The sequence below is a fragment of the Sinorhizobium sojae CCBAU 05684 genome (genome assembly GCF_002288525.1).
Lineage (GTDB): Bacteria > Pseudomonadota > Alphaproteobacteria > Rhizobiales > Rhizobiaceae > Sinorhizobium > Sinorhizobium sojae.
Genome location: NZ_CP023068.1, coordinates 1,096,541 through 1,120,375 on the forward strand (window position 1 = coordinate 1,096,541; position 23,835 = coordinate 1,120,375).

Here is a 23,835-nt window from a genome sequence, read left to right on the forward strand (position 1 = left end):
GGTCCGAGCCCTCCGATGCCCGTTCTCTGCTGTGGCGGGGCACGTAAATCCTGGTGCCCCGCCGGTCGCTTGCAACTACCGGTCTTACTTGGTTTCCGTGAGTACCGCAGCCAGGTCCGCCTTGGCGCGCTCCATGGCCTCCCCGACCGTCAGTTCGCCGACGATGGCCTGTGTCACACGTTGCACCGTAATATTGAACATGGCGCGGTTGTTGCGATAGCCCTGATAGGCAAAGGCGATCGGAGAGACACGTCCCACCTGAGCGCCCCAGGCTTTCAGCGCGGCAGCGGCCGATTTAGATGCGCCTTCGTAATCGACACCTGCCGACGCAACGGCGCGATGGGCAGGAATGTTTCGGGTGCGCCCCGAGAACTCGCCGTAGGTCCGTTCCTGCGCGAGATAGTCCATCAGTGCCGCCACGATCTCGGGATGCTTCGTCTGCTTGAAACCAACAAGGCCCGAGCCGCCGGGCATACCGGTGCAGCCACCTTCGCCGCAGGGGGACCCCACGACTTGCCAGTCGAAGGAATCGGCGATCTGTTCATCGAAACGGCCGGTCTGCCAGCTCCCCGAATAGTAGTAGACCAGCTCGCCATTGATGAATTCCTGCGCCGCATCCCGGTAGCTACCGCCACCCTGCCCCGCCCAGACGTCGCGCGCCATTGTGCCGTCCTCGTGCCAGTCGACGAACTTCTGCACATAGCCGGTGAAGGCGTCGTCCACCAGGATCGGCTCTCCGTTCTCATCAAAGATCTTGGCCCCGTAGGAAATCGCCGGCCCCGCGATCCGATGGCCGGAGCGGTCCATCGCCATCGGGAAGGTGGTGCCGGTGGCCTGGGCCACGGCGCGCGAGGCTTCAGCCCACTCCTGCCAGGACGCATCCGCGCCGAGCACCTCGACATCGGCCTGTTCGAACAGGGTGCGGTTGATGAAGGCGCCGGTGACGGTCATCAGTATATGCAGGCCGTAGATGCCGTCGTCATCCGGGTCGGCGCGATACCAGTCCAGCACATCGCCGAAGCTGGCCTCCCAATAATCGCGGTCCACGTAGGGCTCCAGATCCAGGTAATAGCGGTTCAGCCCGCCAAGATCGGTTACCGTGGCGAGGTCCGGGCCCGTCCCTGCGGCCAACTGTACCGGCAGGCTTTCCAGAATCGCCTGATAGGGAACCACGTCCATGATCACGTCGACGCCTGGACGGTCGGCCTCGAAGCGGGTGGCCAGTTCGTTCAGCACCTCGCATTCGGCACCGTCCGACGAGCACATGAATCGAATTTCCTGTGCGCTGGCGCTCAGCGCCCCGGCATAGAGCACGGCCGCGAGCGCCGTTGTCGCCAAAATCTTTTGTTTCATTTTGTTTTCCTCCCTGATTTGCTGGTCTTCCAGTCGGGGATCCATTCCCCGGGTTAAGGCAGCCAACTCTCGTAGAGCGGGGCGGCCCTGCTCAGCGGCAGCGACACGCGCTGCCCCGTCCTCGCTGCATAGTAGACGGCGGTCACCAGTTCGATGGACTGCCGTCCGTCCTCCAGTGTCACTTCCCGGCCGCCGCGCCCCTCGAGCGCGTCGGCGATGGCATCGAAATAGCCTGCGTACCCCGCCAACGTGGCTGGCAGCCCGGCAAGAACCTGGTCAATTGCCGCCTGATCCCGCGGCGCGCGGGCGGTAAAGCGCCACCCACCCTCGGCTGGCGCATATGGCGCGGTGCCGCTTTCGGCCGTGAGGCCCTCGAAGGTAAAGCGCAGGCGGGTCGTATCCATTGCCGCGCCGAGCGTAATGGAACTCGTCGACAGCGCGCCGCTCTCATGCACCATCAGGATCGCGCCGCAATCCTCGACCTCGATCTCGTTCACGCGGGTGGTGACGCTGGCGGACAGCTCGGCGACTGGCCCGAATATGCTGCACAGAAGATCGTGGTTGTGGATCGCATGGCCCAGCACAGCACCGCCCGATTCCCCTGCCCAGGTGCCGCGCCACGGCACGGCGTAATAATCGGAGCCGCGATTCCAGTGGGTTTCGAGGCTGGCGGCAAAAGGCTTGCCGGCAAGACCTGCATCCATCAGTGCTCTCAGTTGCGCCGTGCCCTTGCCATAGCGGTATTGGAAAACCGGAAAAACCCGCCGCCCGGCCTTCTGCGCGACGTCGATCAGCGCGTCGGCTTCGGCCAGCGAGCGCACCAGCGGCTTTTCGCACACGACGTGCTTGCCGGCCGTCAGCACCTTCACAGAGACCGGAAAGTGCAGATGCGGCGGCAGGCAGATGTCGACGAGGTCGATATCCGGGTCGGCCAGCACGGCGTCGAGATCGTCCGTCACGGTGATGCTGTCATCCTCACCCGCGACGCCCCGGGCGCGGTCGGCGTCTAGATCGCAGAAAGTCCGTACCTCGAAGCGCGCGGGTAGCGCGCGGTAGCCCGCCAGATGCTGTGCGCCGATCCCGGCTCCGATGATGGCAACCCGGGTCATGCGCCTGCCCCTTCCGCCATGGCCTGTGCCTTGAGCGACAGTTCGCAAACCTTGAAGGCATGGGCCTGTGTCATCGCAGTTTCGGTGCGGTTACGGATGTCAACGGTCAGCCGCTCGAAATAGGGTATTCCGGCATCGGCGCAGGCGATCTTCTCGCAACGATCGCCATTGACAAGGATCAGGTGATCGGTGCCCCCGCCCCCCCCCCCATCCACATATTTGCGCAGCTCGATATAGCCCTCGGTCCCCAGAATGGTCAGCCGCCCGTCGCCCCAGGTGGGCAGCGCGTCGGGCGTGTACCAATCGACCCGGATATAGCAGTGACCCTTGTCGCTCTTCAGCGCGACCTCCCCGAAATCCTGCAGGCCCGGATTATCGGGATTGGCGTAGTTGGCGACATTGGCCATGGTCACTTCGGCATCGGTCGAGCCGGTGAAGAATAGGAACTGGTCGATCTGGTGGCTACCGATATCGGTCAGGATGCCGCCATAGGCGTCGCGCTCGAAGAACCAGTCCGGCCGGGTCGGACGGTTGAGCCGGTGCGGGCCGAGACCCACGGTTTGCACCACGCGGCCGATCGCCCCTTGGGCTACCAACTCGGCGGCGCGGGTCACGGCGGGCACCTCGAAACGCTCGGAAAAGTCGATGGACCAGATCCGGCCCGTGCGCGCCACCGTCTCGCGGATCGCGTCGAGCTGCGCCATTGTCGTGCAGCCGGGCTTGTCCACCATCACGTCCTTGCCTGCCTCCATCGTGGCGATGGCCAGCTCAGCCCGGTCACGCGGAATCGAGGATATCAGGATCAGATCGATCTCGGGGTCGTTCAGGATCTCGTCCTTGCCGGCCACGCGGGGCACGTCGGGGAACCGTTTGACGAAGCCCGCGAGTGTCTCGGGCTCACCCTCGGTCCACCAGCACTTGAACTCGGCGCCTTCGGCCATCATGTTGCCCGCCATCCCGAAGATATGGCGGTGGTCAATACCGAGCACGGCGATTTTCAGGGGTCTTGTCATTTAGATACTTCCGTGATGCAGCCCGTCGAGGCAGAGCGGGCAATTGCGTCGATCAGGTGATGAGCGGCCAGCGCCTCGCGGCCCGAGGCGACAGGCGGGCGGCCCGCGGCCAGGGCATCGGCGAAGTCCTCGATGATCGCCTGGTGCCATTCATGGGTAAACGCCATCGGATCGGCCCCGCCGCCGGTGGTGGCGGTGGCGCCGAAGCTTTCCTCGCGCTCGTCGCGCCAGCGCACGGTCAGCACTCCGGAGCCTATATGCAGGCTGGCCTTGTCGAAATGCAGCGTAATGGTCTCGGCACCGCCAGGGAAACAGGCGGTGCTGGCCATAAGCGAACCCACGGCGCCGTTTGCGAAGCGCAGCCCCGCGGTGGCGAAATCCTCCGATTCCATCCGGTGAAACCGGCTCGTCGCGGTCATGGCCTGCACTTCAGTGACCGGCCCCGCCAGGCTGAGCGCCAAGTCTATGGTATGGATCGCCTGTGAGATCAGCACCCCGCCCCCATCCCGCGCATAGCTGCCGCGCCCGGGTTCGTCGTAATAGGCCTGCTCACGCCACCAGGGAACGGTGATCTCGGCCAGTCCGAGCGCCCCCAGATCGCCCGAGGCCACCAGCTCAGAGGCCTTGAGCGAGGCCGCCCGCTTTCTGTGCTGGAAGAAGATCCCGAGCGCCACCCCCGCCTCGTCGCAGATACGCACGACCTCCTCCGCTTCCGCAGATGTACGGCCAACGGGCTTTTCGAGCAGGATGTGCTTGCCCGCGCGGGCCAACGGCTCGACCAGCGTGGCGCGAGCGTCGGGCGGCGTGGCGATAACGGCGAAATCCACCTCATTGTCGGCGGCGATGGCGTCGATATTGGGGTAGACTTGCAGGGAATCACCCCCCGCCGCCTCGGCAAAGGCCCGCGCGCTTTCCACGCGGCGGGCCGCCACCCCCTTGAGCCGGACACGCGGCGCGGCAGCCCTGAGGGCCGCCAAGTGGGTGCGGGCCACCATGCCCGAACCCACCAGCACGCAGGTTAATCGATCGCTTTCGGCCACGGAAACACATCCCCCATTTTGTAGTTGGAGTTATGTTGCATACCGGTATTCTGCTTGTCAAGCATCCAGGATACCGGTATACCGGGACAAGATCCCCGACGTGGAATCCACAGGAAACGAGCCCGCAGCATGAGCGAAAATTCCCGGACCGACGAAACGACAACCAACCTCAAGGCCATCTCCTTTCCGCCGCTCGACATGAACCGGCCGGCGGGCGAACAGATATTCTCGGCGCTCAAATCGGCAATTCTGAAAACCGAGCTGCCGCCGGGCTGCCTGATCTCGGAAAGCGAGATCGGCCAGCGCTTCGGCGCCAGCCGCACCCCTGTGCGCGAGGCCTTCACGCAGCTGCGCACAGACGGGCTAATCGTAACCCGGCCGAGCCGGGGCAACTATGTCTCGCGCCTGTCGGAGGCGCGCATCCGCGAGGCGCAGTTTATCCGCGAAGGGTTGGAACTGGCGAATGTGGAGCGGCTTTGCGAGACCGGCCTGCCCGACGCGGTGGTAAACGCGCTGACCGGTATTCTCGACGTGCAGGGTCGCTGCGTCGCCTGCGACGACATGCTGGAATTCCAGATGCAGGACGACCGATTCCACACCACGCTGGCACGCGCGACGGGTTTTGCCCGCGCCGAAACGCTGCTGGTGCGCGAAAAGGCGGCGCTGGACCGGCTGCGGGGTTTTTCGCTCAGCGACACCAACCATATGACCTGCCTGCTGGAGGAACACCGTGCGATTCTGAACGCGATCCGCGAGCGCGACACCGGCGCGGCGCTGGCGGCGATGCGGGCGCATCTGCGCTCGATCCTCGGCGCCCTGTCGAGCCTCATCCAGGCTAACAAGGACTTCTTCGAGTGACCCCGGAAAGGACAGACGTCCATGTCTCCCAACTCCGCAACGGCCCTGCCCGGCCTTGCCCAACCGCTCTAGGAGTCCATCGCCGGGCTCATCGCCTCGCCCCACGGACATAGCGCCCGCGCTGGTGGGTCGAGGACGGCGCCTTCCCCGCCCGCCGAGCTGCTAATCGTCCCTGATCACCACGTTTTCCGCATGCTCTACAGCCAGGGGGTGGCCTTGAGCGACCTTGGCATCGGCGTCGCGTGGGGTCCCGCGAGGACCGCGATCCGCGCGCCATCTTCCGGCTCCTCGCGCAACGGGCGCTGCCCTCTCTCGCTCACAAGGGAAAAACGGTCTCCCCGTCCTTCCTCCCCTCGCCTTCGGCTCGCTTCGTGCAGGATCGACGCGGATCCGCGTGCCTCGGATTTTGCGTCGCCCCTTCGGCTTTGGCCTCGGGCGGGCGAACCCCTCCGTTTTGTTCCCTTGCCTCCCTCTCGCCCGCTGCTCCGCGCGAGCTCGCGGAGGAGGAGCGGGGGCTCCTGTCCTCCGGCAAGAGCTAGACCGCTTCGCGGAAAGGAAAGGGCTAGAATCATGGAGAATATCTGCTACCTGCTGGACGCGGAAACGACGCTGTTCAAGGCTGTCGCGCTTCCGAACGGGATTAGCTTCAAACCTCTTTATCACCTACTCGGCTGCCGCCTTCTCGAGCTTGGCGTTTCGATGAGGGCATTCGCTGTTTGTCGATGAGGAAGGGCTGACCGCCTTCACAATCTTTGACGGCTACCCGCAGCCGCTTGCCGGAAAAATCGCGCTTGTCGGCGGCGACGACCGCGAGCCGTACACTTCACATGCTGCCGACCCGTTCTGGACCCGGTTTTCGCAACGTCCGACGAGAAAACCCCCGGCGGCATCATCATTGCCGGCGCCCTGATGTCAGGCCCGCATCGAGCGCCGCGAACCTACGGTTGTCGAGGGAGAGGCATGATGAAAACCGCATCCCTCGAAAACAACCGCCCTCGTCGCAGGAACCTTCACCGCAACCATTGCGCCGGAGGACGTCGAGCCGCAGTTTCACGTGCTCACCCACTTTCCCGACCGGCGCGCGAAAATCCGAGCTAGCCGACCTGACCGAGCGCCTGAATCAGTTCGCCGCCTACGTCGTTTGAGCTTTGGCCAGCGCTTCCAAACGGAACACCTATCCTGCCGAACAGGCGGTGCAGCCATCCGCGCCACCGGCGGTTTCCAGACTCGGTTCAACATGCTACCGACATCGGTGCGGGATGGTCACGGTTGCGGGCTAGGGAGGACTTACGATTCCCTCTCGCAGGCCTCGCGCTCAGGATCGACCGGCATGCCAAGATTGCGGATCGTCCGCCGCTGACGCCGTGCACCGTTTTCATCAGCCAGGCCGGGTCGATCCCGTTGCGAATGGCTCAGGCACCCCAGACCCTTTCGACGACGGCAATGGAGTTGAGCAGCGTCCCGTCCATGTCGAACAGGCGGCAAAATCATTCGGGAAGATCGCTGAAGACGAGAGATCCAAGTCGGCTCCTTTCGCCCCGCGGGCTTAAACGCGGCTCGACAACCTGAAGCGATCGACGCAAGCCCTTGCTCCTTTCCGGCTAATACGCGTCTTCTCCGGCCGCCACAAGGAACTCGATCGGCCCGCCTGGCACCTCGTCGTCGAAGACGGCACATGAGAGCATGCCGCCGAACACCGCGCCCGAGTCGACATTGGTCCTGTTGCCGATCGTCCGCGGATTGCTGCGGCTCGGTGTGTGACCGTGGCAGAGATGCCGACCCCAGTAGCGACCCGAATAATCGGGATCCGTGCGGATCCAGAGCAGAACCTCGTCGCTCTGCTCGTCCAGCGGCACAGCTTCGTCGACGCCGGCATGGGCAAAAATCCGAAAGCGGTCGACGAGGATCGACGGCAGTTCGGCCATCCAGACCAGATGGCTCAGCGGTATAGCGCCGCCATAGGACTCCAGCGTTTCATAACCGCCGTTCATCAGCCACATGCTCATTTCGGCCATGCCCTTGCGCGCGGCCACGAGCATCTCCTCGTGATTTCCCTTGAGAGTGGTCCATTGCCAGCCTGGGCTGGTCGGGCCGGCCATGATTCGTGCTACGACGCCGCGGCTGTCCGGCCCGCGGTCGACCAAATCGCCGAGAAAGACGACCCTCCCGCCCGGTGCGGCGGACTCGATGCTTGTAAGGAGCGCGTCGAGTTGCGCAAGGCAACCGTGTATGTCGCCGACTGCGAAAGTGAGACGTCGGCCACTCATGAACCGGTACTCCTCTTTCCGCTCAAACCGGCATTCTCCACTTGCAATTGATAACTCAGCGCCGGCGGGCTAGCAGCGCACGAATGTTTCTTGTGCGAAAACCTACCGAAGTGGTCTTAACGCATTCTCTTCCAGATCGTAATCGATTTCCGCACAAGATGCAGAAACTCAAGACGTTAGGGTAAACGTCCGTTGCCCGAACGGACACGTCGGTACGGAGTTGGGGGAGACCGGCCAAGGGCAGCAGCCTCGGAGCACTATGGCTCGCTGAAATTGCAACGCCTCACCGCCGCGGGGTGCCCCGCGGGATCGTCGAACCGGTGATGGAGACGGGATCGCTTGCCGGAAACGTATCCTCGAGCCCCTCCTCCAATTGCTCTTCCATCGCGTGCTGGTCATGCGCCTGACGGGCATTTGCGAGAGCCCCTTCCGGCACCGAAGCCGACTGCCTCCTGGCGGTGATGCCGGGCGGAGCCTCCTCCGCCTGTGCAGCGGCAGCAAGGATTTCCTTCGCACGGGCAACGGCATTCAACCTGTTGAGCGTACCCTCCGCATTTTGCGGGCAGAGGACCGTGACGATCTCGCCGTCCGCGCCGACGATTTCGACGGTGTAGCCCGCCTTTCCGCCGCGTTCGGGATGGATCTGTATGCCAACGAATTGCATCGGCTTCCTCCTACCATGGACGGCGCCATGATCGCGCCTGGTGACCGGGACAGGGCCGCAGCAAGTCTAGCAGATTTGGGGCTTAATTGGATGTCCTAGAGGGCTTCGATCGGCGCGGCACCACTGACATCTGCTGCCGCCCGATAGCCGGGCGCAGCGGCCTTTTTTCGCGTACAGGCGGCAAAGGCGTCGAGGGAGCGATCATAGACGCTCGTTCGCACGTCCATCATCCCGAGCACCGTGTGAAAAAGGTTGTCGTGCGATTTCGGCTTCTCGGCGTCCTTGGCCAGGCAAGCGACGTCGACCCCCATTTTCTCCTGATAGAATTGCGAGAACCAGGCGATGAAGGGCACCCGCGTCTGCTCCTTCGGCGCAAACGCATAGGGCGCACCGTGCAGATAGAGGCCGTTTTCGCCAAGCGATTCCCCATGGTCCGACATATAGATCATTGCACCAGCAACGCGGTCCTGATGTTTCCGGAGCAGCCGGGCAACGCTTGCGAGGATATGGTCCGTATAAAGGATCGTGTTATCGTAGGCGTTGACGATCTCCTCGCGCGTGCAGCGCATAAGCTCCGGTGTTCGGCAGTCGGGGGTGAAGCGGCGATAGGCCTCAGGATACCGCAGATAATAGGACGGCCCGTGGCTGCCGAGTTGGTGCAGCACAATGACGCTGCTTTTCGTCGAAGTGCCGAGCTTTCTGTCCAATTCCCCGAGAAGGATTTCATCGAGACACTCGCCGTTGTGGCAGAGCGGGCTCTCCTTCTGGCGCGTCATGCTGGCAAAGCTGATGAGGTCGGCAATCCCCTTGCTGCCGGTATTGTTGTCCCACCAGGCGACAGAAACGCCGGCATGGGTCAGCACGTTCACCAGGTTTTCGGTTGAGCGTGCCTTCCAGTCACTGTACTGCGCGTGCGTATAGACGGAGAACATGCAGGGTAGCGAAACGGCGGTCGCCGTGCCGCAACTCGTTACATTCCGATAGCCGACGACATCCTCCAGCGCCTCCAGCTCCGGATTTGTGTCGCGCTTGTAACCATTCAATGAAAAATTCATCGCCCGAGCCGTTTCGCCGGCGACCACGACGACAACCACAGGCTTGCCGGCTCTCGCGAGTCGAGGCCCGACATGTGCATCGGTTCCGAGTGGCTGAACCACAAGGTTGCGTTCGCGATAGGTCGAAAGACCGTAACGCACCGCCGCCGAGATCGGCCCCGCGGGATTGAAGCGGGGCATCAAGTCCCTGTGCTCCCGCAGTGCATAGGCGATGGTGGCGAAATTTCCGTAGATGAGCAGTCCGCTCAGGATGAGAGATGGAGCGATGAAGAGGAAATTGACGCCGGCCTTGGCGAAGAATCGCCTGTGCCTGATTTTGGTCCAGGCGATCAGAAGCGAGGGAATGAGGGCGTACAGCGCGAGATGAAGCGCAAGGTGGCCGGTCAGCAAGTGGCTAGCCTCGGCACCGGTCGTGACCGCGATATTGCCGATCATGTCCTTGTCTATGATGACGCCGAACGTATCGACGAAATAGGAGGCGGATGCCGAGACGAGAATGGAGAAAATCAGGACCGGCTTCGTCACGTACTTCATGGACAGTGCCGTCAGGACTGAAAAGGTTGTGAGCCAGAGCGCGGCACCTAGCGCCACCAACCCCACCCACGCGCGATCGAAATAGATCGCCGCATGGCTCCAGAAAGCCTTGTTGGTTAGCAGCAGCAAATACAGGGTGACGACGGCGCTCAGGCCCACGCTACCGATCTCGGGCCGGCGAATTCGGAAAACAGCCAAAACAATATCTCCAAGTGCGAGCTTCTCGCTCGATCACGTCGCGGGTCTCGGGCCGGCATCGCCTGCGTTGCTGCAACCGATGCGGCACGGCTCGACACATCCGCCAATAACGCGGCTAACTGTCGAACGACTGTCAGGGGATCGCCGCGGGCACGGAAGGCGCTTTGTTGATGTGAGACGCGGACAGTATTTCGACAGCTTTGCGACGGCAGAGTCGGTCGCCGTCGCCGACGCGGCCTTTGATCAAATGGAGCGTTCATGAAATCGATGTTTATCTGTGCGCTGGCGGTGGCTGCTCTCCCTTGCCTCGCCAGTGCCGGCGACGATACATCCTGCACGAATGAACCTCGGTCGGCCTGGATGACACCGGACGAAGCCGTCTTTGAGCTTCGACAGGACGGCTATTCGGACGTGCAAGGCATCAAAGTGGTGGGCAACTGCTATGAGATCTACGCCTTCACGACAAAGCACGAGCGCGCCGATGTCTACATGAACCCCGTCAACGCCGAAATCGTCAGGGCAGAAATTGAAGACTGATGCTCGCTCCTTTTCGCTGCATTTCTCGAATGTTGCACTTTCAGGAAAACCTCATATGGTCCATCGTCCCCGGCCGTAAGAAGGTTTGAATTTCAAGGAAACGCATGCGCCTGCTGCTCGTTGAAGACAGTCCACGCCTTATCGAACTCGTGAGCGAGACTATGCGTGAAGCAGGATGGCGACTTGATGCCGTTTCGAGCGTGCGCGCGGCAGAGGCCGCCATTGCCGAACGGGAGCACGACCTCGTGCTGCTTGATCTCGGATTGCCGGATGGCGAGGGGCTCGATCTATTGAGATGGATCAGACAGGAGCACGCCGGCCTGCCAGTCCTGATCATCACGGCCCGCGGCTCGGTTGACGAGCGCGTTCAGGGACTGGACGCCGGCGCCGACGACTATCTGGTGAAGCCGTTCCATCACCGCGAATTGATATCGCGCTGCAGGGCCATGCTTCGACGTAACCCGCTTGCAATCCAGCCCGTGCTTGAAGCGGGAGCCATGCGCTTCGACCCTGCGACGGCGGAACTCAGTTGCGACGGTGCCGTCGTGCCGCTGCCGCCGCGCGAACGCTCCTTGATCGAGATATTGATGCGCGAGGTCGGCCGCGTCGTTCCAAAGCGCCGGCTCGAGGTCGCGCTTTCCGAATACGGGCAGGAACTCAGCGCCAATGCGCTGGAACTCGCCGTTTCCCGCGTCCGCAAGCGGTTGCAGCCGCTCGATACGGGCGTGTTGATCGAGACCGTGCGCGGAATTGGCTATCTCCTGCGGACAGCCGCATGAAACTACAAAATCCGTCGCTGATCGGCATCGTCGCGCGGCGCATCTTGGCGTTTTCGCTGCTTGCGATGGTCCTGCAGATCGGCGTCGTCTTCGCCGATTATTGGTTCGACGACTACAAGCTCAGTATTCTCATGCTGCAGCAGGAGACCGAGACTCTTTCCAGGGCGATCACCAGGCACGAGGGACGCCTGACCTACAGGCCCGATGACGAGTTGCGACAACGCTATCTGGAGCGCGATGGCGACGTAGGTGCAATTTATGTCCGGGTGCGTACCGCGTCAGGCTCCGTGCTCTTCTCCAACTGTACGACCGAGTGCGCCGAGCACTTTCTGCCATTGAGTGTCGACGTGCCGAGTTTCTGGAAACGCGTCATCGAGCCAGGCAAACCCTTCAGCGTCGCCGGCGGCCAATCCTTCGATCGCGACGGCGCGCCGGTGCTGGTCGAGCTGGCGATTATCAAGGACCCGAACGGCTTCATGTACAGTGTCCTGCTGCACGAGATGATCGATTCGATGATAGTGCCGATGACGCTCATGTTCTGTCTCGTCATCGGCGCCACCATCTGGTCGATCCGCAGCGCGTTGAAGCCGGTCGCCAGGGCAGTCAAGGCCGCGGACGCCATCGACCCGCGCGACAGCGGCGCGCGCCTGCCGGTGACCCGAATGCCGCAGGAGATCGAGCGACTGGTGAGTGCTTTCAACCGGCTGCTCGCACGTCTCGGCGACCTCATCCAGTCGCAGAAAGTCTTCTCCTCTTCGATAGCCCACGAAATTCGCACCCCGGTCGCGATCGCCAAGATGGAATTGAGTCGCATCGCGGATCCCCGTGCACGCAATGCCGAACGCGATCTCGACGCGCTCACCCATGTACTGGAACAATTGACGTCGCTTGCCCGCGCCGATGCCGTCGACCCTTCCGCCTATCAGCGGGCCAGTCTTTCCGACATCGGCGCCGAGGTTGCGGAAGCAACGGCGCCTTTCGTCTTCGATCAGGGCAAGTCGATCGAGTTCGTCGACCACGGCACGGTGCCGGTAACCGTTATCCCCGGGCTGGTGGAGAACATGCTCAGAAACCTGATAGAGAACGCGGTCAAGCATAATCCTCCAGACACCGCCATCGTCGTCACCTGCGGACCCGGCCCACGGGTGACCATCGAGGACAATGGCCGGGGTCTCGTCGATCTGCCGGAGCACAACGAGGATCTCGGCTACGTCAAGCGCTCCGGCCAGCTTGGCCTCGGCCTGAAGATCGTTCATCGCATCGCCGAACTCCACGGGGCGACAATCGCAATCGACACGGCGCGCGACCGCGGGACGAAAATCACCATCGGTTTCGCGGCGTCCGAGTAAGCAATACCGCGCGCTGGCGTGGCATTTATAGGCACGATGCATATTTTTTAATCCGGATCCTATTCTTGGATGCCGTTTTCGTGCCCATTATGCAGTCACATGCTATTCAGCTGTGCAACGTCACCTGCCCTAGTCCAAAGCAGCCCCACGGCCCCCGAGCATTCATGTCCAAGGCTACACTCCTGCTTCGCCGTTTCTTTCCCTCTCTCGTGCCGGTCAGCCAGGTCGAGCGACTTCGCTCGTCAGGCGGCGCTCTGCTCGGAATCCTGTTGACCGGGTTCATCAGCACGCTTGCAATCGGCGACGATGCGAGCCTGCCGCTTCTCATCGCCCCGATGGGCGCCTCCGCCGTGTTGCTCTTCGCCGCGCCGTCGAGCCCGCTGGCACAGCCCTGGTCGATTCTCGGCGGCAACATCGTTTCGTCGGCTGTCGGTGTGACCGCTGCGCTTCTCATACCTGATCCGGTCGTTGCCGCCGCTGTCGCCGTCGCCGTTGCGATCGGCGTGATGCTTCTTCTCGGCTGCCTGCACCCGCCAAGCGGCGCCGTCGCGCTCACGGCCGTGCTGGGTGGTCCGGCCATTCGCGAGGCGGGCTATGCCTTCGTGCTCTCCCCCGTCGCCATAAATTCGCTGCTCATTCTTGCAGTCGCGCTCGTCTTCAACAATCTGACCGGCCGCCGCTATCCTCACCTGGCGCCGCCCGCCAATCCGCACAACACACAGGACCCGCTGCCAAGCAAACGCCTAGGCGTCGCGCCGGAGGACCTGCAGGCGGTGTTGGCGCAATATGGCGAGGTCGTCGACATCAGCCCCGAAGATCTCGATAGTTTCATCCATCAGGCGCAGATCCGCGCATTCACCCGCCGGTCCGGTGAAATCACCTGCGGCGAGATCATGTCTCGCGACGTGGCGACCGTTACCCCGGAAGCTCCGCTAGGCAAGGCGTGGCGCATGCTCGTCGATCACCACTTCAAGGCGCTTCCGGTCGTCACCGAAAAGGACGGCCTCGTCGGGATCATCACCCAAACGGACTTCATGAAGCACGCGACGCTGACGCCGGACGGCAGACTCCAAGTCGGTCTGCGCGAAAGAATCGGCAACATCATCGGCTTGCCGGCGAAATCGCCACGCTTCGTTTCCGAGATCATGACGCGGCGCGTCCAATCCGCTTTGCCGGCAACCATGATCGCCAAGCTCGTCCCGCCGATGGCGGACATGGGGCTGCATCACATGCCGGTGGTGGACGGGGACAATCGCGTCGTCGGGATTGTCACCCAATCCGACTTGATCGCCGCTTTATTCCAGCGGCGCCTCGACGCCGGCGAGAACTCGCGCGACGTCGCCTGAACTTTGTCGGCATACCTCTTGTAGTCAGCTAGAACGACGACTTCCGCATCTGGACGGCCATCGGAGAAATTCATTCGATTGACTTATTCATATGAATGATAGACGATTGATGCCATGGCAAAGAATGACCCCATCATGCAGCCCCGCGGCGACGCCACGCGCGACAAGCTTCTCAATGCCGCGATCGACGTCTTCGGGCGCTACGGCTTCGACGGCGCCACGACCCGCAAGCTCGCCGATGCGGCAGGCGTCAATCTCCAGGCAATCCCCTATTATTTCGGCGGCAAGGAAGGCCTCTTCATCGCCGCGGCCGAACATCTCGCCTCTCTCATCGGCGGCCACGTCGACGACCTACGCGTCGTGCTGCAGAACCGTTTCGCCGAACTCGACGTCGAAAGCAGACAGATGACGTCTGCCGAGGCACGTGGCTTTCTCACACAGATGATCGAGAGAATGATGATGCTCTTCGTCAGCAAGCAATCGGAAAGCTGGGCACGGTTCATCATCCGCGAGCAGATGGAGCCGACGGAAGCTTTCCAGCGCATCTACGGTAAGATAATGCGGCCGATGATCGAGATGGCGCGCCGTTTGATCGGCGCCATTCTGGGGGAGAATCCGGCATCGGAACACATAAGACTCAGGACGTTGTCCTTCATCGGTAGCGTATTGGTCTTCCGTACCGCCCATGCGGCCGTCTTCGCGCAGCTCGAATGGAAGACGGCCGGACCGCGAGAGCTTGAGATCCTGCAGCGCCACGCCGCCGAACTTGTAGCCGTGCTCGGTGCCGAGAAGGGCGACCGACCATGAGAAGAGTCGCCCTCATCCTGCTTCTTCTTACGGCAGCCATCGCCGCCGGCTGGTGGTTCGACGCCCCGGAGCGGCTTGGCTGGATGGAGACGAACCAGCACCAAATTCTCTACGGCAATGTGGACATCCGCCAGGTGTCGCTCGGCTTTCGCGTCAGCGGCCGCATCGCCGAACTCCTCGTCGACGAAGGCGACGCCGTCAAAGCTGGCGACGTGCTCGCCCGGCTCGATGCCGAGCCGCTGAAGCAGGCGCTGGACGCGGCGAAAGCGGAAGCGGACGCCCACAGGGCGGCGCTCGCAAAACTGAAGACCGGTGCCCGCAAGGGTGAGATCGCGCAGGCACAGGCCACGTATGAGGAACGCCTTGCAGAACTGGAACATGCCAAGCTTGCCCATGAGCGTGCCGAGCGATTGCGGCCGGCCGGTACGATATCGCAGGCAGAGCTCGACCAGGCGAGTGCTACCCGCACCGCCGCCGTTGCCCGCGCCGCATCGGCACGCGAGGCCCTCGCCCTGCTCGAGGAGGGCAGCCGCCCGGAGGACATAACGGCGGCTGAAGCGCAGCTTGCAGCCGCCGAGGCAAAGGCAGCAAGCGCCCGTATCGCATTCGAGGACGCGGCACTGCTTGCGCCCAGCGACGGGATCGTTCTGTCACGCGTGCGCGAAACGGGGGCGATCGTTTCCCCTGCCGATACGGTCTATGTCCTTTCGCTCACAAAGCCGGTCTGGGTGCGCGCCTATGTTCCCGAAACCGATCTCGGGCGCGTCCATCCCGGCATGGAGGTCGCGGTCACATCCGACACCAGCCCCGAGCGCCCTTACCGGGGAACGGTCGGCTTCATCTCGCCCGTGGCGGAATTCACGCCAAAGTCGGTGGAAACGCCGGAGCTTAGAACCGACCTTGTCTACAGGCTGCGAATCGTCGTCAACGAACCCGGCCCCGACCTGCGCCAGGGCATGCCGGTGACCATTCACCTGCAGCCTAAGGAGGAGGCATCGCGATGACGGCCCGCGACGAGCGCGGGCCTACTGCCTTCGCGCGCCTGACGGCGGTCACCAAGCGCTTCGGCCGGGCCCCGCCGGCACTCGATGGCATCGAAGCGATCATCCGCGGCGGTGAGATCACCGGTCTCGTCGGCCCCGACGGTGCCGGGAAGACGACCTTGATCCGGCTGATGACGGGGCTCATGCTGCCGGAGCACGGAACCGTCGAGGTACTTGGCCACGACACCCGCCGGCATCCTGCCGCGATACAGGCGGCCATCGGCTATATGCCTCAACGCTTCGGCCTCTATGAAGACCTGTCGGTGCAGGAGAATCTCGATCTCTACGCCGATCTGCGCGGCTTGCCGGCGGAAGAACGCGCCCGCACCTTCGCCGAACTGCTCGAATTCACTGATCTCACCCGCTTCACGACGCGCTTGGCCGGCCGCCTTTCCGGCGGCATGAAGCAGAAGCTCGGCCTCGCCTGCGCGCTGATGCGCAAGCCGCAATTGCTGCTCCTCGATGAGCCCGGCGTGGGCGTCGATCCGATTTCGCGGCGCGAACTCTGGCAAATGGTCGGGAGGCTTACGGAGGAAGGCATCGGCGTCGTCTGGTCGACCGCCTATCTCGAAGAGGCGGAAGCATGTGATCACGTCCTCCTGCTGAACCGCGGCAGGCTCATGTTTACCGGTCCGCCTCGGGAAATGACTGCACGCGTCGACGACCGCGTCTATCGCCTCACAGGCATCGATGGCCGGCGCCGCGATCGGCTCGCGCGCCTGCTCGATGATGAAGGCGTCATCGACGGCGTGATCCAGGGCGAAGCCATTCGCCTCGTGATGAAGCCCGGTGTTACCCCTCCCCGGCCCCTGCAAGATAACGAATCGGCGGGTCGCACCACCGCCGCGCCGCCGCGTTTCGAGGACGCTTTCGTCGACATGCTCGGCGGCGGACCCGGCGGCCGGTCCCGCCTGGCGGAAACCCAGCGATGCTTCGTCGTCGACGATAACAGCCCCGTCATCGAGGCACGCGGACTTACCAAGCGCTTCGGCGATTTCACCGCGGCCGCCGAAATCACCTTCGACATTCCTCGCGGCGAAATTTTTGGTCTGCTGGGGCCGAATGGCGCCGGCAAGTCGACCACATTCAAGATGCTGTGCGGCCTTTTGAAGCCGACCGCCGGCGAAGGACGCGTAGCCGGCTTCGACCTGCGGCGCGACGCGCCCGAGGCGCGCAACCGGCTCGGCTATATGGCCCAGAAGTTCTCCCTCTATGGCGACTTGAGCGTCATCCAGAATCTGAATTTCTTCGCCGGCGTCTATGGCCTGTCGCGCGCGAAGAAGCGCGAACGTATCGAACTGATGAAGGAAATCTTCGATTTCCAGCCAATCCTCGACATGTCGGCGAAGGACCTGCCGCTCGGTCTCAAGCAACGGCTCGCGCTTGCCTGCGCCGTGCTGCACGAACCGGAAGTACTCTTTCTCGACGAGCCAACCTCCGGCGTCGACCCGATCACCCGCCGAGAGTTCTGGACCCATATCAATGGCCTCGTCGAAAGGGGAGTGACCGTACTCGTCACCACCCATTTCATGGAGGAGGCGGAATATTGCGATCGGATCTCGCTGATCTATCGCGGCCGCTCGATCGCGCTCGGCTCGCCGGACGAGATGAAAACGCGCGCCGCAAGCGAGAACCTGCCGGATCCGACTATGGAAGATGCCTTCATTGCGCTGATCCAGGCGTCGGAGGAGGCAGCCTGATGGTTACGCCCAGAAGCTGGAAGGCGCGCGCCGGCGGCGTACGACGCTTTGCCGCCCTGGTGCGCAAGGAAAGCTACCAGATCATACGCGATCCGAGCAGCATCCTCATTGCTTTCGTGCTGCCGATGATCCTCCTCTTCCTGTTCGGTTATGGCGTTTCCCTGGACACGACTCGCACGCGGATCGGCCTCGTCGTCAAAGACGAGACGCCGCTCACGCGCGACCTCGCCGCGAGCTTCGAGGCTTCGCGCTATTTTGCCGTCGTCGAGGGGCGTGACCGCCGCGATTTCAAGGACGACTTGGTGCTCGGACGCGTGCGCGGCCTCGTAGTGATCCCCGCAAGCTTCGCCGCCGATCTCGAAGCAGGGCGCGAGCCGACGATCCAGGTCATTGTCGATGGGGCCGATCCGAACACGGCGAACTTCGTCCAGAACTATGTGCAGGGCGCCGTCGCCAACTGGGAACGACAGCGCACGAACCAGGGTCTGGCGCTTCCTCCGGCGATTGCCGCCGGGCAGCGTTTCTGGTTCAATCCCGAGCTGACAAGCCGCAATTTTCTCGTTCCGGGCTCGATCGCCATCGTCATGACGCTCGTCGGTACGTTGCTCACGTCGCTCGTCGTCGCCCGGGAATGGGAGCGCGGCACGATGGAGGCGATGATGGCAACGCCGGTCTCGGCCGCGGAACTGCTCGCCGGCAAGCTCCTGCCCTATTTCATTCTCGGTCTCACCGCCATGACGCTCTGCGTGCTGATCGCGGTCTTCCTCTTCGACGTGCCGTTCCGCGGCTCGGTTGGCGCCCTTTACGTGCTCTCGGCCACCTTCCTCATGCCGGCCCTCGGACAAGGCCTCCTGATTTCGGCCGTCACAAAGAACCAGTTCCTCGCCTCACAGCTCGCCCTGATCTCCGGCTTCCTGCCCGCCTTCCTGCTTTCCGGCTTTCTCTTCGAGATCAATTCGATGCCGACGGTCATACAATGGATCACCTATGTGGTGCCGGCGCGCTATCTGATCCCGAGCCTGCAGACCGTGTTTCTCGCCGGCGATATCTGGCCTATGTTCGCGCAGGCGATCGCGGTCATGCTGCTGATCGGCGCCATCTTCTTCGCGCTTGCCGCCCGCAATACCAGGAAGAGGATCAACTGACATGTGGTGGGCGAGACTGAAGGCGCTGATCGTCAAGGAATTGCTGGCAGTCCTGCGCGACCCGAAAGGCCGGACCATCCTCATCGGCCCGCCGATCATCCAGCTCCTCGTATTCTCCTATGCGGCAACGCTCGAAGTGAAGAATGTCGATCTCGTCGTGCTGAACCGCGATGCGGGCCATTGGAGCCAGGAACTTGTGCAAGAGATCGGCGGGTCGCCAACCTTCCGCACGATCCGCTTTGCGACAAGCCCAAGGGAGATCCGCGCGGCAATCGATAGCCAACGCGTGCTCGCTGCGCTCGAGATCGGACCCGGCTTCTCGCGCGACATAGAAGCGGGGCGGCCGGCGGAAGTGCAGGTGATCCTCGACGGAAGGCGCTCCAATGCCTCGCAAATCGTTTCCGGCTATCTCGGCCGAATCGTCGGGACGCTTGCAGCCAGGACGCCGGCGGGCGAGCGCGCCCTATCCAATGCAGTCAGGATCGAGTTCCGCAATTGGTTCAACCCCAACCTCACCTATCAATGGTTCATGGTGCCGAACCTGGTGGCGAGCATCGCGCTTCTGATCGGTCTCATCGTCACGGCGCTATCGGTCGCTCGCGAGCGCGAGCTCGGCACCTTCGACCAGTTGATCGTCTCGCCGCTGCGCACGCACGAAATTCTCCTCGGCAAGCTCATCCCGCCGATGATGATCGGACTCTTCCACATCACGATCTATATTCTGGCGGCCGTCTTCATCTTCGGCGTGCCGTTGCGCGGCTCGCTGTTCCTGCTTTACGGCAGCGCCATCTTCTATCTCGCCGCGGTCGTCGGCATCGGTCTTTTCATATCGGCGATCTCGATGACGCAGCAGCAGGCCATCCTCGGCGCGTTCCTGTTCATGGTGCCAGCGATGCTGCTTTCGGGCTTCGCCACGCCGATCGAGAACATGCCCGGCTGGCTGCAGTCGGTGACATTCATAAACCCGCTGCGCTATTTCCTGGTGATCGTGAAGGGCGTATTCCTCAAGGACCTGCCTCTTGCCGAGATTGCGCGCCAGACGGCGCCGCTCTGCATCATTGCCCTCGTCACCCTCTCCGCCGCCGCGTGGCTCTTCCGTCGGCGGCTGGAGTGAAGGTTCATTCGCCGAACGGCCTCTCTGATCTCATCACTGCCCATCCGATCGAAATCGTCGGGAACGCTGATCTGGCCCGCAAGAAAGCCAAGGCGCCGTTTTTCGCCCCCGGAAGGTTGATCGATCGGCACGACCTTCACCGTGGGCTTTCCCGCCTTGGCGATAATGAAAGGCTCACCCCGCGCGGCCTTCTCAACCAGCCGCGACAGGTGCGTCTGCGCCCCGTGTATATTAATGGTCTCCACCGAGTATCTCCGTGGGCATGAACTTAGCCTACCGAACCTAGCTTAACTTGCCCTCGTGAACCGCTCAATCGCAGCGATCTCGGTCTGGCGAATGTCGTGGCCGCCGGGGTGCCATTCGAGTTCAAGCTTCGCCTTTTGCTCTATGAAGTAGCCCGCAAGCGCCTGCGTCAACGGCGCGGGGCAGATCGGGTCTCGTTCGCCCGCGGTGATCAATATTCTTCGGCCCTCGAGCGTCGGGTTGTCCCTCGGCCGAAATGGAATCAACGGATGCATGAGAACCGCGCTGTCGAAGATGCCCTCCTCGATGATAACATTGGCAAGAATATTGGCGCCATTCGAATAGCCGAGGCCGATGATTTCCGAGGCGCCATGCTCGGTTGCGAGCGCCTTGACAAAGCTCGCCATCTTCCGCGTCGCGCGGGCGAGGTCCGGCATGTCGTAAACGCCCTCCCCCGTACGCTTGAAGAAGCGGGCGGCGCCATGTTCCGAAACGTCGCCCCGCGGCGACACGATGGTCGCATCCGGCAACAACTCGGCGCCGAAGCCGAAGAACTGGTTCTCGTCACCGCCCGTACCATGTAGGACAAAAAGGATAGGGCTGCCGGAGGGGCCGGTCTTCAACTTATGCACGTAGCCGTGGTCGGGCATCGGTATCTCCTTTGGGTCTACAGCGCCGTGCGTCCTTTCGGACGGCCAATGGTTTTTGAATTCAACACATCCGCTTTCCGAAAATCGGGTCCGCCTATCGGACCGATGCGCTTATGCGACTGCCCCTCCCCTGGCAGGCGCGAGAGGCGGGATAGGGTTCCGCTTAATCCTCGAGCTTCTGTAGATGGCTTTCGAGGATCGGCCGCAGGTGCTTGTGCTGCTGCGGCAGCTTCAATGCTTCGCCGAGATGGGCGACATCCTCATCGCGATCGAAGCCCGGCTCGTTGGTCGCGACCTCGAAGAGCACGCCGCCCGGCGTGCGGAAGTAGATCGCCCAGAAATAGTCGCGGTCAATGACCGGCGTGACGTGATAGCCCGTGTCCATCAGCGCCTTGCGCACCACAAGCTGCTTCTCGCGGTCGTCGACGGCGAAGGCGACGTGGTGCACCGAGCCCGCGCCCTGCGCGGCCCGGTTGACGTTCGGCATCGTCTCGATGTCGACAAGGCTCGCGCCGTTGCCGCCGGGCACGATCAGCCGTGTGACGCCATCCTTGCGATCGAGTTCCTCATAGCCCATGAACTTGAGCAGTTCGGCCGTGGCGCCCTCGTCGCGCAGCCGCATCGAGACCGAGTGGAATCCGCGGATGGCGTGATCCTCGGCTATCCCGCCGTCGGTCCAGGGCATGCGCGGATCGTCCCGGACTTCGACGAGAGCGAAGCCGTCGCCATCCGGGCCGGCAAAATTCAGCCGCTTCTCGCCGAAGGCCTCCTCTTCCCTCAGACCGCTGACGCCGAGCGCCGCCAGGCGATCGCGCCAGAAATCGAGCGCGCCTTGCGGAACCGAGAACACCGTCGTCCCGACCTCTCCGGTACCGGCGCGGCCGCGCGGCATCTCGGGAAAGGGGAAATAGGTCATCACCGTACCGGGCGTGCCGATCTCGTCGCCGTAGTAGAGATGGTAGACGTCGGGCGCGTCGAAATTCACCGTCTTCTTGACGCGGCGCAGCCCAAGCACGTGCGTGAAGAAGTGATTGTTGGTGCGGGCGTCATCCGCCATCGACGTGACGTGATGCAGGCCTTTGATCTGGTCGAGCATGTTTCGCTGCCTTTCTGCCCATCTTCGATCGGGCGCGTTCGTGACGAACAGATGCGCCTTTTGACCATGCGAGAAAAGGCCGGGGAAACAGACGCATTGTCAATGCGGCGTTGACGCGATTGTCTGCTCGTTTGCAGGAGGTGTGAAGCGCATTTCGGTGGCTGTGATTGCCCCCGATTGCCCCTCACCCCAGCCCCTCTCCCCGCAAGAGGGGAAAGGGGTTTTTCCTCGGCGTTCGCCGCGGGTCCCCTTCGCCCCGCTTGCGGGGCGAAGGTGCCCGGCAGGCCGGATGAGGGGCCATTGCAGCCGAAACAACCGGCGCCGTTCGCCGCCTCACACGTGGAGCGCCGCCCCGATCAAGGTCTTGGTATAGGGTTCCCTAGGCGCCTCGAAGATCGCGTCCGTTTGTCCCTCTTCGACGATGCGGCCGTTCTTCATCACGATGACATAGTCAGAGATCGCCTTCACGACCGAAAGGTCGTGGCTGATGAAGATGTAAGAAAGGTCGTGCTTCGCCTGCAGCTCACGCAGGAGCTCGATCACCTGACCCTGCACCGACCGATCGAGCGCCGAGGTCGGCTCGTCGAGGATCACCACCTTCGGCTTCAGGATCATCGCGCGGGCGATCGCTATGCGCTGACGCTGGCCACCCGAGAACTCGTGCGGATAGCGGTTACGGGCGGCCGGGTCGAGCCCGACCTCCTTGAGCGCGGCGGTCGCGCGGCGGTCCCGCTCCGCCCGACTGAGCTCCGGCTCGTGCACATAAAGGCCCTCGGTGATGATCTCGCCGACGGTCCGTCGCGGCGACAGAGAGCCGTAGGGGTCCTGGAAGACCAGCTGCATCTCGCGGCGCAGCGGCCGCATCGCGCCGCGATCGAAGCCGGAAATGTCCGTCAAGCCGAAGCGGTAGTAGCCGCTGCTAGGGAGAAGCCGCAGAAGCGCTCGCCCGAGCGTCGACTTGCCCGACCCGGATTCGCCGACGATGCCGATCGTCTGGCCTTGGCGCAGCCGGAGATTGACGCCATCGACGGCACGGAACACGGAAGAGCTGCCGCGAAAGAACCCGCCGGAGATCGTGTAATCCACCGCCACGTCGCGACCCTCGAGGACGATTGGGGCAAGGTCCGCTGGCGCCGCCTTGCGACCGCTCGGCTCGGCAGCGAGCAACATCTTCGTGTAATCGGCCTTCGGCCGCGTGAATATCTCCGCTGTCGGCCCCTGCTCCACCACCTCTCCCCGCCGCAGTACGACGACACGATCGGCGAAATGCTTGACGATCCCGAGATCGTGGGTGATCAGCACGATCGCCATGCCAAAGCGCTTCTGCAGCGATTTCAGAAGTTCCAGGATCTGCGCCTGGATGGTCACGTCAAGGGCCGTCGTCGGCTCGTCGGCGATCAGGATGTCCGGCTCGTTGGCAAGCGCCATGGCGATCATCACGCGCTGGCGCTGCCCGCCGGACAGTTCGTGCGGGTAGCTGTCGATGCGGCGGACCGGCTCGGGAATGCCGACGAGTTCCAAGAGTTCGAGCGCGCGCTTCTTCGCCTCCTTGAAGGTGCCGCCGCGGTGGTGGACGATCGGTTCGGCGATCTGTCGCCCGATCGTGTATAGCGGATCGAGCGATGTCATCGGCTCCTGGAAGATCATGGTGATCTTCGAGCCCCTGACGCGGTTCAGCGCCTTCGGCGAAAGCCCGATGAGTTCCTGCCCGCGATAGCGCGCAGAACCGGCAACCGTCCCGTTTTTCGCAAGCAGCCCCATGATGCCCATCATGGTCTGGCTCTTGCCCGAACCGGACTCGCCGACGACCGCCAGCGTTTCGCCGGCATTCACGTCGAGATCGATGCCCTTCACAGCATCGACGGTTCCATCCGGTGTCTCGAAATCCACCTTGAGGCCGCGCACGGCAAGAATGGTTTCCTTCATGTCTGCCAT

20 protein-coding genes and 2 pseudogenes are annotated in these 23,835 nt (G+C 63.0%); 10 read left to right on the plus strand and 12 right to left on the minus strand.

The features are described from left to right. Positions 1-84: 84 nt before the first annotated feature. Genes SJ05684_RS22725 through SJ05684_RS22740 form a run of 4 tightly spaced genes read right to left on the minus strand, consistent with a single transcriptional unit; the run spans position 85 to position 4,515 of the window. The gene (locus SJ05684_RS22725; RefSeq protein ID WP_034857652.1) at positions 85-1,353 is read right to left on the minus strand and encodes an ABC transporter substrate-binding protein; all 1,269 of its coding nucleotides are present in this window, start codon (positions 1,351-1,353) and stop codon (positions 85-87) included. A gap of 53 nt (positions 1,354-1,406) precedes the next feature. Then, positions 1,407-2,462 (minus strand): Gfo/Idh/MocA family protein, encoded by a 1,056-nt coding sequence (locus SJ05684_RS22730; protein WP_034857650.1) that lies wholly within the window; start codon positions 2,460-2,462, stop codon positions 1,407-1,409. Beyond that, the gene (locus SJ05684_RS22735; RefSeq protein WP_095694350.1) at positions 2,459-3,475 is read right to left on the minus strand and encodes a Gfo/Idh/MocA family protein; all 1,017 of its coding nucleotides are present in this window, start codon (positions 3,473-3,475) and stop codon (positions 2,459-2,461) included. The genes SJ05684_RS22730 and SJ05684_RS22735 overlap by 4 nt, the downstream gene beginning before the upstream one ends. Further along, a complete protein-coding gene (locus SJ05684_RS22740; protein ID WP_202947471.1) occupies positions 3,472-4,515 on the minus strand; it encodes a Gfo/Idh/MocA family protein in 1,044 nt (347 codons plus the stop codon). Before SJ05684_RS22740 ends, SJ05684_RS22735 begins: the two co-directional genes overlap by 4 nt. Before the next feature lie 129 nt (positions 4,516-4,644). Here SJ05684_RS22740 and SJ05684_RS22745 point away from each other — a divergent pair, with 129 nt between their 5' ends. Continuing rightward, positions 4,645-5,373 (plus strand): GntR family transcriptional regulator, encoded by a 729-nt coding sequence (locus tag SJ05684_RS22745; RefSeq protein WP_083846231.1) that lies wholly within the window; start codon positions 4,645-4,647, stop codon positions 5,371-5,373. A 1,305-nt stretch (positions 5,374-6,678) separates the two neighbouring features. Here the strand turns inward: SJ05684_RS22745 and SJ05684_RS30960 are convergent. From SJ05684_RS30960 to SJ05684_RS22775, 4 genes and pseudogenes are all read right to left on the minus strand, one after another. Continuing rightward, positions 6,679-6,895: pseudogene (locus SJ05684_RS30960) on the minus strand (HAD family hydrolase); the annotation flags it as partial. Between the two features lie 79 nt (positions 6,896-6,974). After that, positions 6,975-7,640 carry a metallophosphoesterase family protein gene (locus SJ05684_RS22765; protein ID WP_034857646.1) on the minus strand — a complete coding sequence of 222 codons (666 nt, stop codon included), beginning with the start codon at positions 7,638-7,640 and terminating at the stop codon, positions 6,975-6,977. Positions 7,641-7,923: 283 nt separating this feature from the next. Beyond that, the gene (locus SJ05684_RS22770) at positions 7,924-8,304 is read right to left on the minus strand and encodes a hypothetical protein (RefSeq protein WP_034857645.1); all 381 of its coding nucleotides are present in this window, start codon (positions 8,302-8,304) and stop codon (positions 7,924-7,926) included. A gap of 95 nt (positions 8,305-8,399) precedes the next feature. After that, positions 8,400-10,091 carry a phosphoethanolamine transferase gene (locus SJ05684_RS22775; protein WP_034857643.1) on the minus strand — a complete coding sequence of 564 codons (1,692 nt, stop codon included), beginning with the start codon at positions 10,089-10,091 and terminating at the stop codon, positions 8,400-8,402. A gap of 258 nt (positions 10,092-10,349) precedes the next feature. Between SJ05684_RS22775 and SJ05684_RS22780 the strand changes: the two genes are divergently transcribed. The 9 genes from SJ05684_RS22780 (at position 10,350) to SJ05684_RS22820 (ending at position 19,911) form a co-directional block, all read left to right on the plus strand. Next, positions 10,350-10,628, plus strand: coding sequence for a PepSY domain-containing protein (locus tag SJ05684_RS22780; RefSeq protein WP_034857641.1), 279 nt, complete (start codon positions 10,350-10,352; stop codon positions 10,626-10,628). Between the two features lie 104 nt (positions 10,629-10,732). Then, positions 10,733-11,407: a response regulator transcription factor gene (locus tag SJ05684_RS22785; protein ID WP_034857640.1), complete on the plus strand. Its 675-nt coding sequence runs from the start codon at positions 10,733-10,735 to the stop codon at positions 11,405-11,407. Then, positions 11,404-12,756: an ATP-binding protein gene (locus SJ05684_RS22790; RefSeq protein WP_034857639.1), complete on the plus strand. Its 1,353-nt coding sequence runs from the start codon at positions 11,404-11,406 to the stop codon at positions 12,754-12,756. The genes SJ05684_RS22785 and SJ05684_RS22790 overlap by 4 nt, the downstream gene beginning before the upstream one ends. A 164-nt stretch (positions 12,757-12,920) precedes the next feature. Then, a complete protein-coding gene (locus tag SJ05684_RS22795) occupies positions 12,921-14,102 on the plus strand; it encodes an HPP family protein (protein WP_034857637.1) in 1,182 nt (393 codons plus the stop codon). Between the two features lie 114 nt (positions 14,103-14,216). Continuing rightward, positions 14,217-14,909 carry a CerR family C-terminal domain-containing protein gene (locus SJ05684_RS22800; protein WP_034857636.1) on the plus strand — a complete coding sequence of 231 codons (693 nt, stop codon included), beginning with the start codon at positions 14,217-14,219 and terminating at the stop codon, positions 14,907-14,909. Next, on the plus strand, positions 14,906-15,913 hold the full coding sequence (hlyD, locus tag SJ05684_RS22805; protein WP_034857634.1) for a secretion protein HlyD: 1,008 nt from the start codon (positions 14,906-14,908) through the stop codon (positions 15,911-15,913). The genes SJ05684_RS22800 and hlyD overlap by 4 nt, the downstream gene beginning before the upstream one ends. Beyond that, on the plus strand, positions 15,910-17,652 hold the full coding sequence (locus tag SJ05684_RS22810) for an ATP-binding cassette domain-containing protein (RefSeq protein ID WP_095694351.1): 1,743 nt from the start codon (positions 15,910-15,912) through the stop codon (positions 17,650-17,652). Before hlyD ends, SJ05684_RS22810 begins: the two co-directional genes overlap by 4 nt. After that, the gene (locus tag SJ05684_RS22815; RefSeq protein ID WP_034857632.1) at positions 17,652-18,797 is read left to right on the plus strand and encodes an ABC transporter permease; all 1,146 of its coding nucleotides are present in this window, start codon (positions 17,652-17,654) and stop codon (positions 18,795-18,797) included. The genes SJ05684_RS22810 and SJ05684_RS22815 overlap by 1 nt, the downstream gene beginning before the upstream one ends. Position 18,798: 1 nt before the next feature. Further along, the gene (locus SJ05684_RS22820; protein ID WP_034857629.1) at positions 18,799-19,911 is read left to right on the plus strand and encodes an ABC transporter permease; all 1,113 of its coding nucleotides are present in this window, start codon (positions 18,799-18,801) and stop codon (positions 19,909-19,911) included. A gap of 20 nt (positions 19,912-19,931) precedes the next feature. Here SJ05684_RS22820 and SJ05684_RS22825 read toward each other — a convergent pair. The 4 genes and pseudogenes from SJ05684_RS22825 to SJ05684_RS22840 form a co-directional block, all read right to left on the minus strand. After that, positions 19,932-20,156, minus strand: a pseudogene (locus tag SJ05684_RS22825) (type II toxin-antitoxin system Phd/YefM family antitoxin); the annotation flags it as partial. Positions 20,157-20,198: 42 nt separating this feature from the next. After that, the gene (locus tag SJ05684_RS22830; RefSeq protein ID WP_034857626.1) at positions 20,199-20,804 is read right to left on the minus strand and encodes an alpha/beta hydrolase; all 606 of its coding nucleotides are present in this window, start codon (positions 20,802-20,804) and stop codon (positions 20,199-20,201) included. Positions 20,805-20,967: 163 nt separating this feature from the next. Next, entirely contained in the window at positions 20,968-21,900 is a 933-nt protein-coding gene (locus SJ05684_RS22835; RefSeq protein WP_034857622.1) for a VOC family protein, read from the minus strand. Positions 21,901-22,233: 333 nt separating this feature from the next. After that, positions 22,234-23,835, minus strand: coding sequence for an ABC transporter ATP-binding protein (locus tag SJ05684_RS22840; protein ID WP_034857620.1), 1,602 nt, complete (start codon positions 23,833-23,835; stop codon positions 22,234-22,236).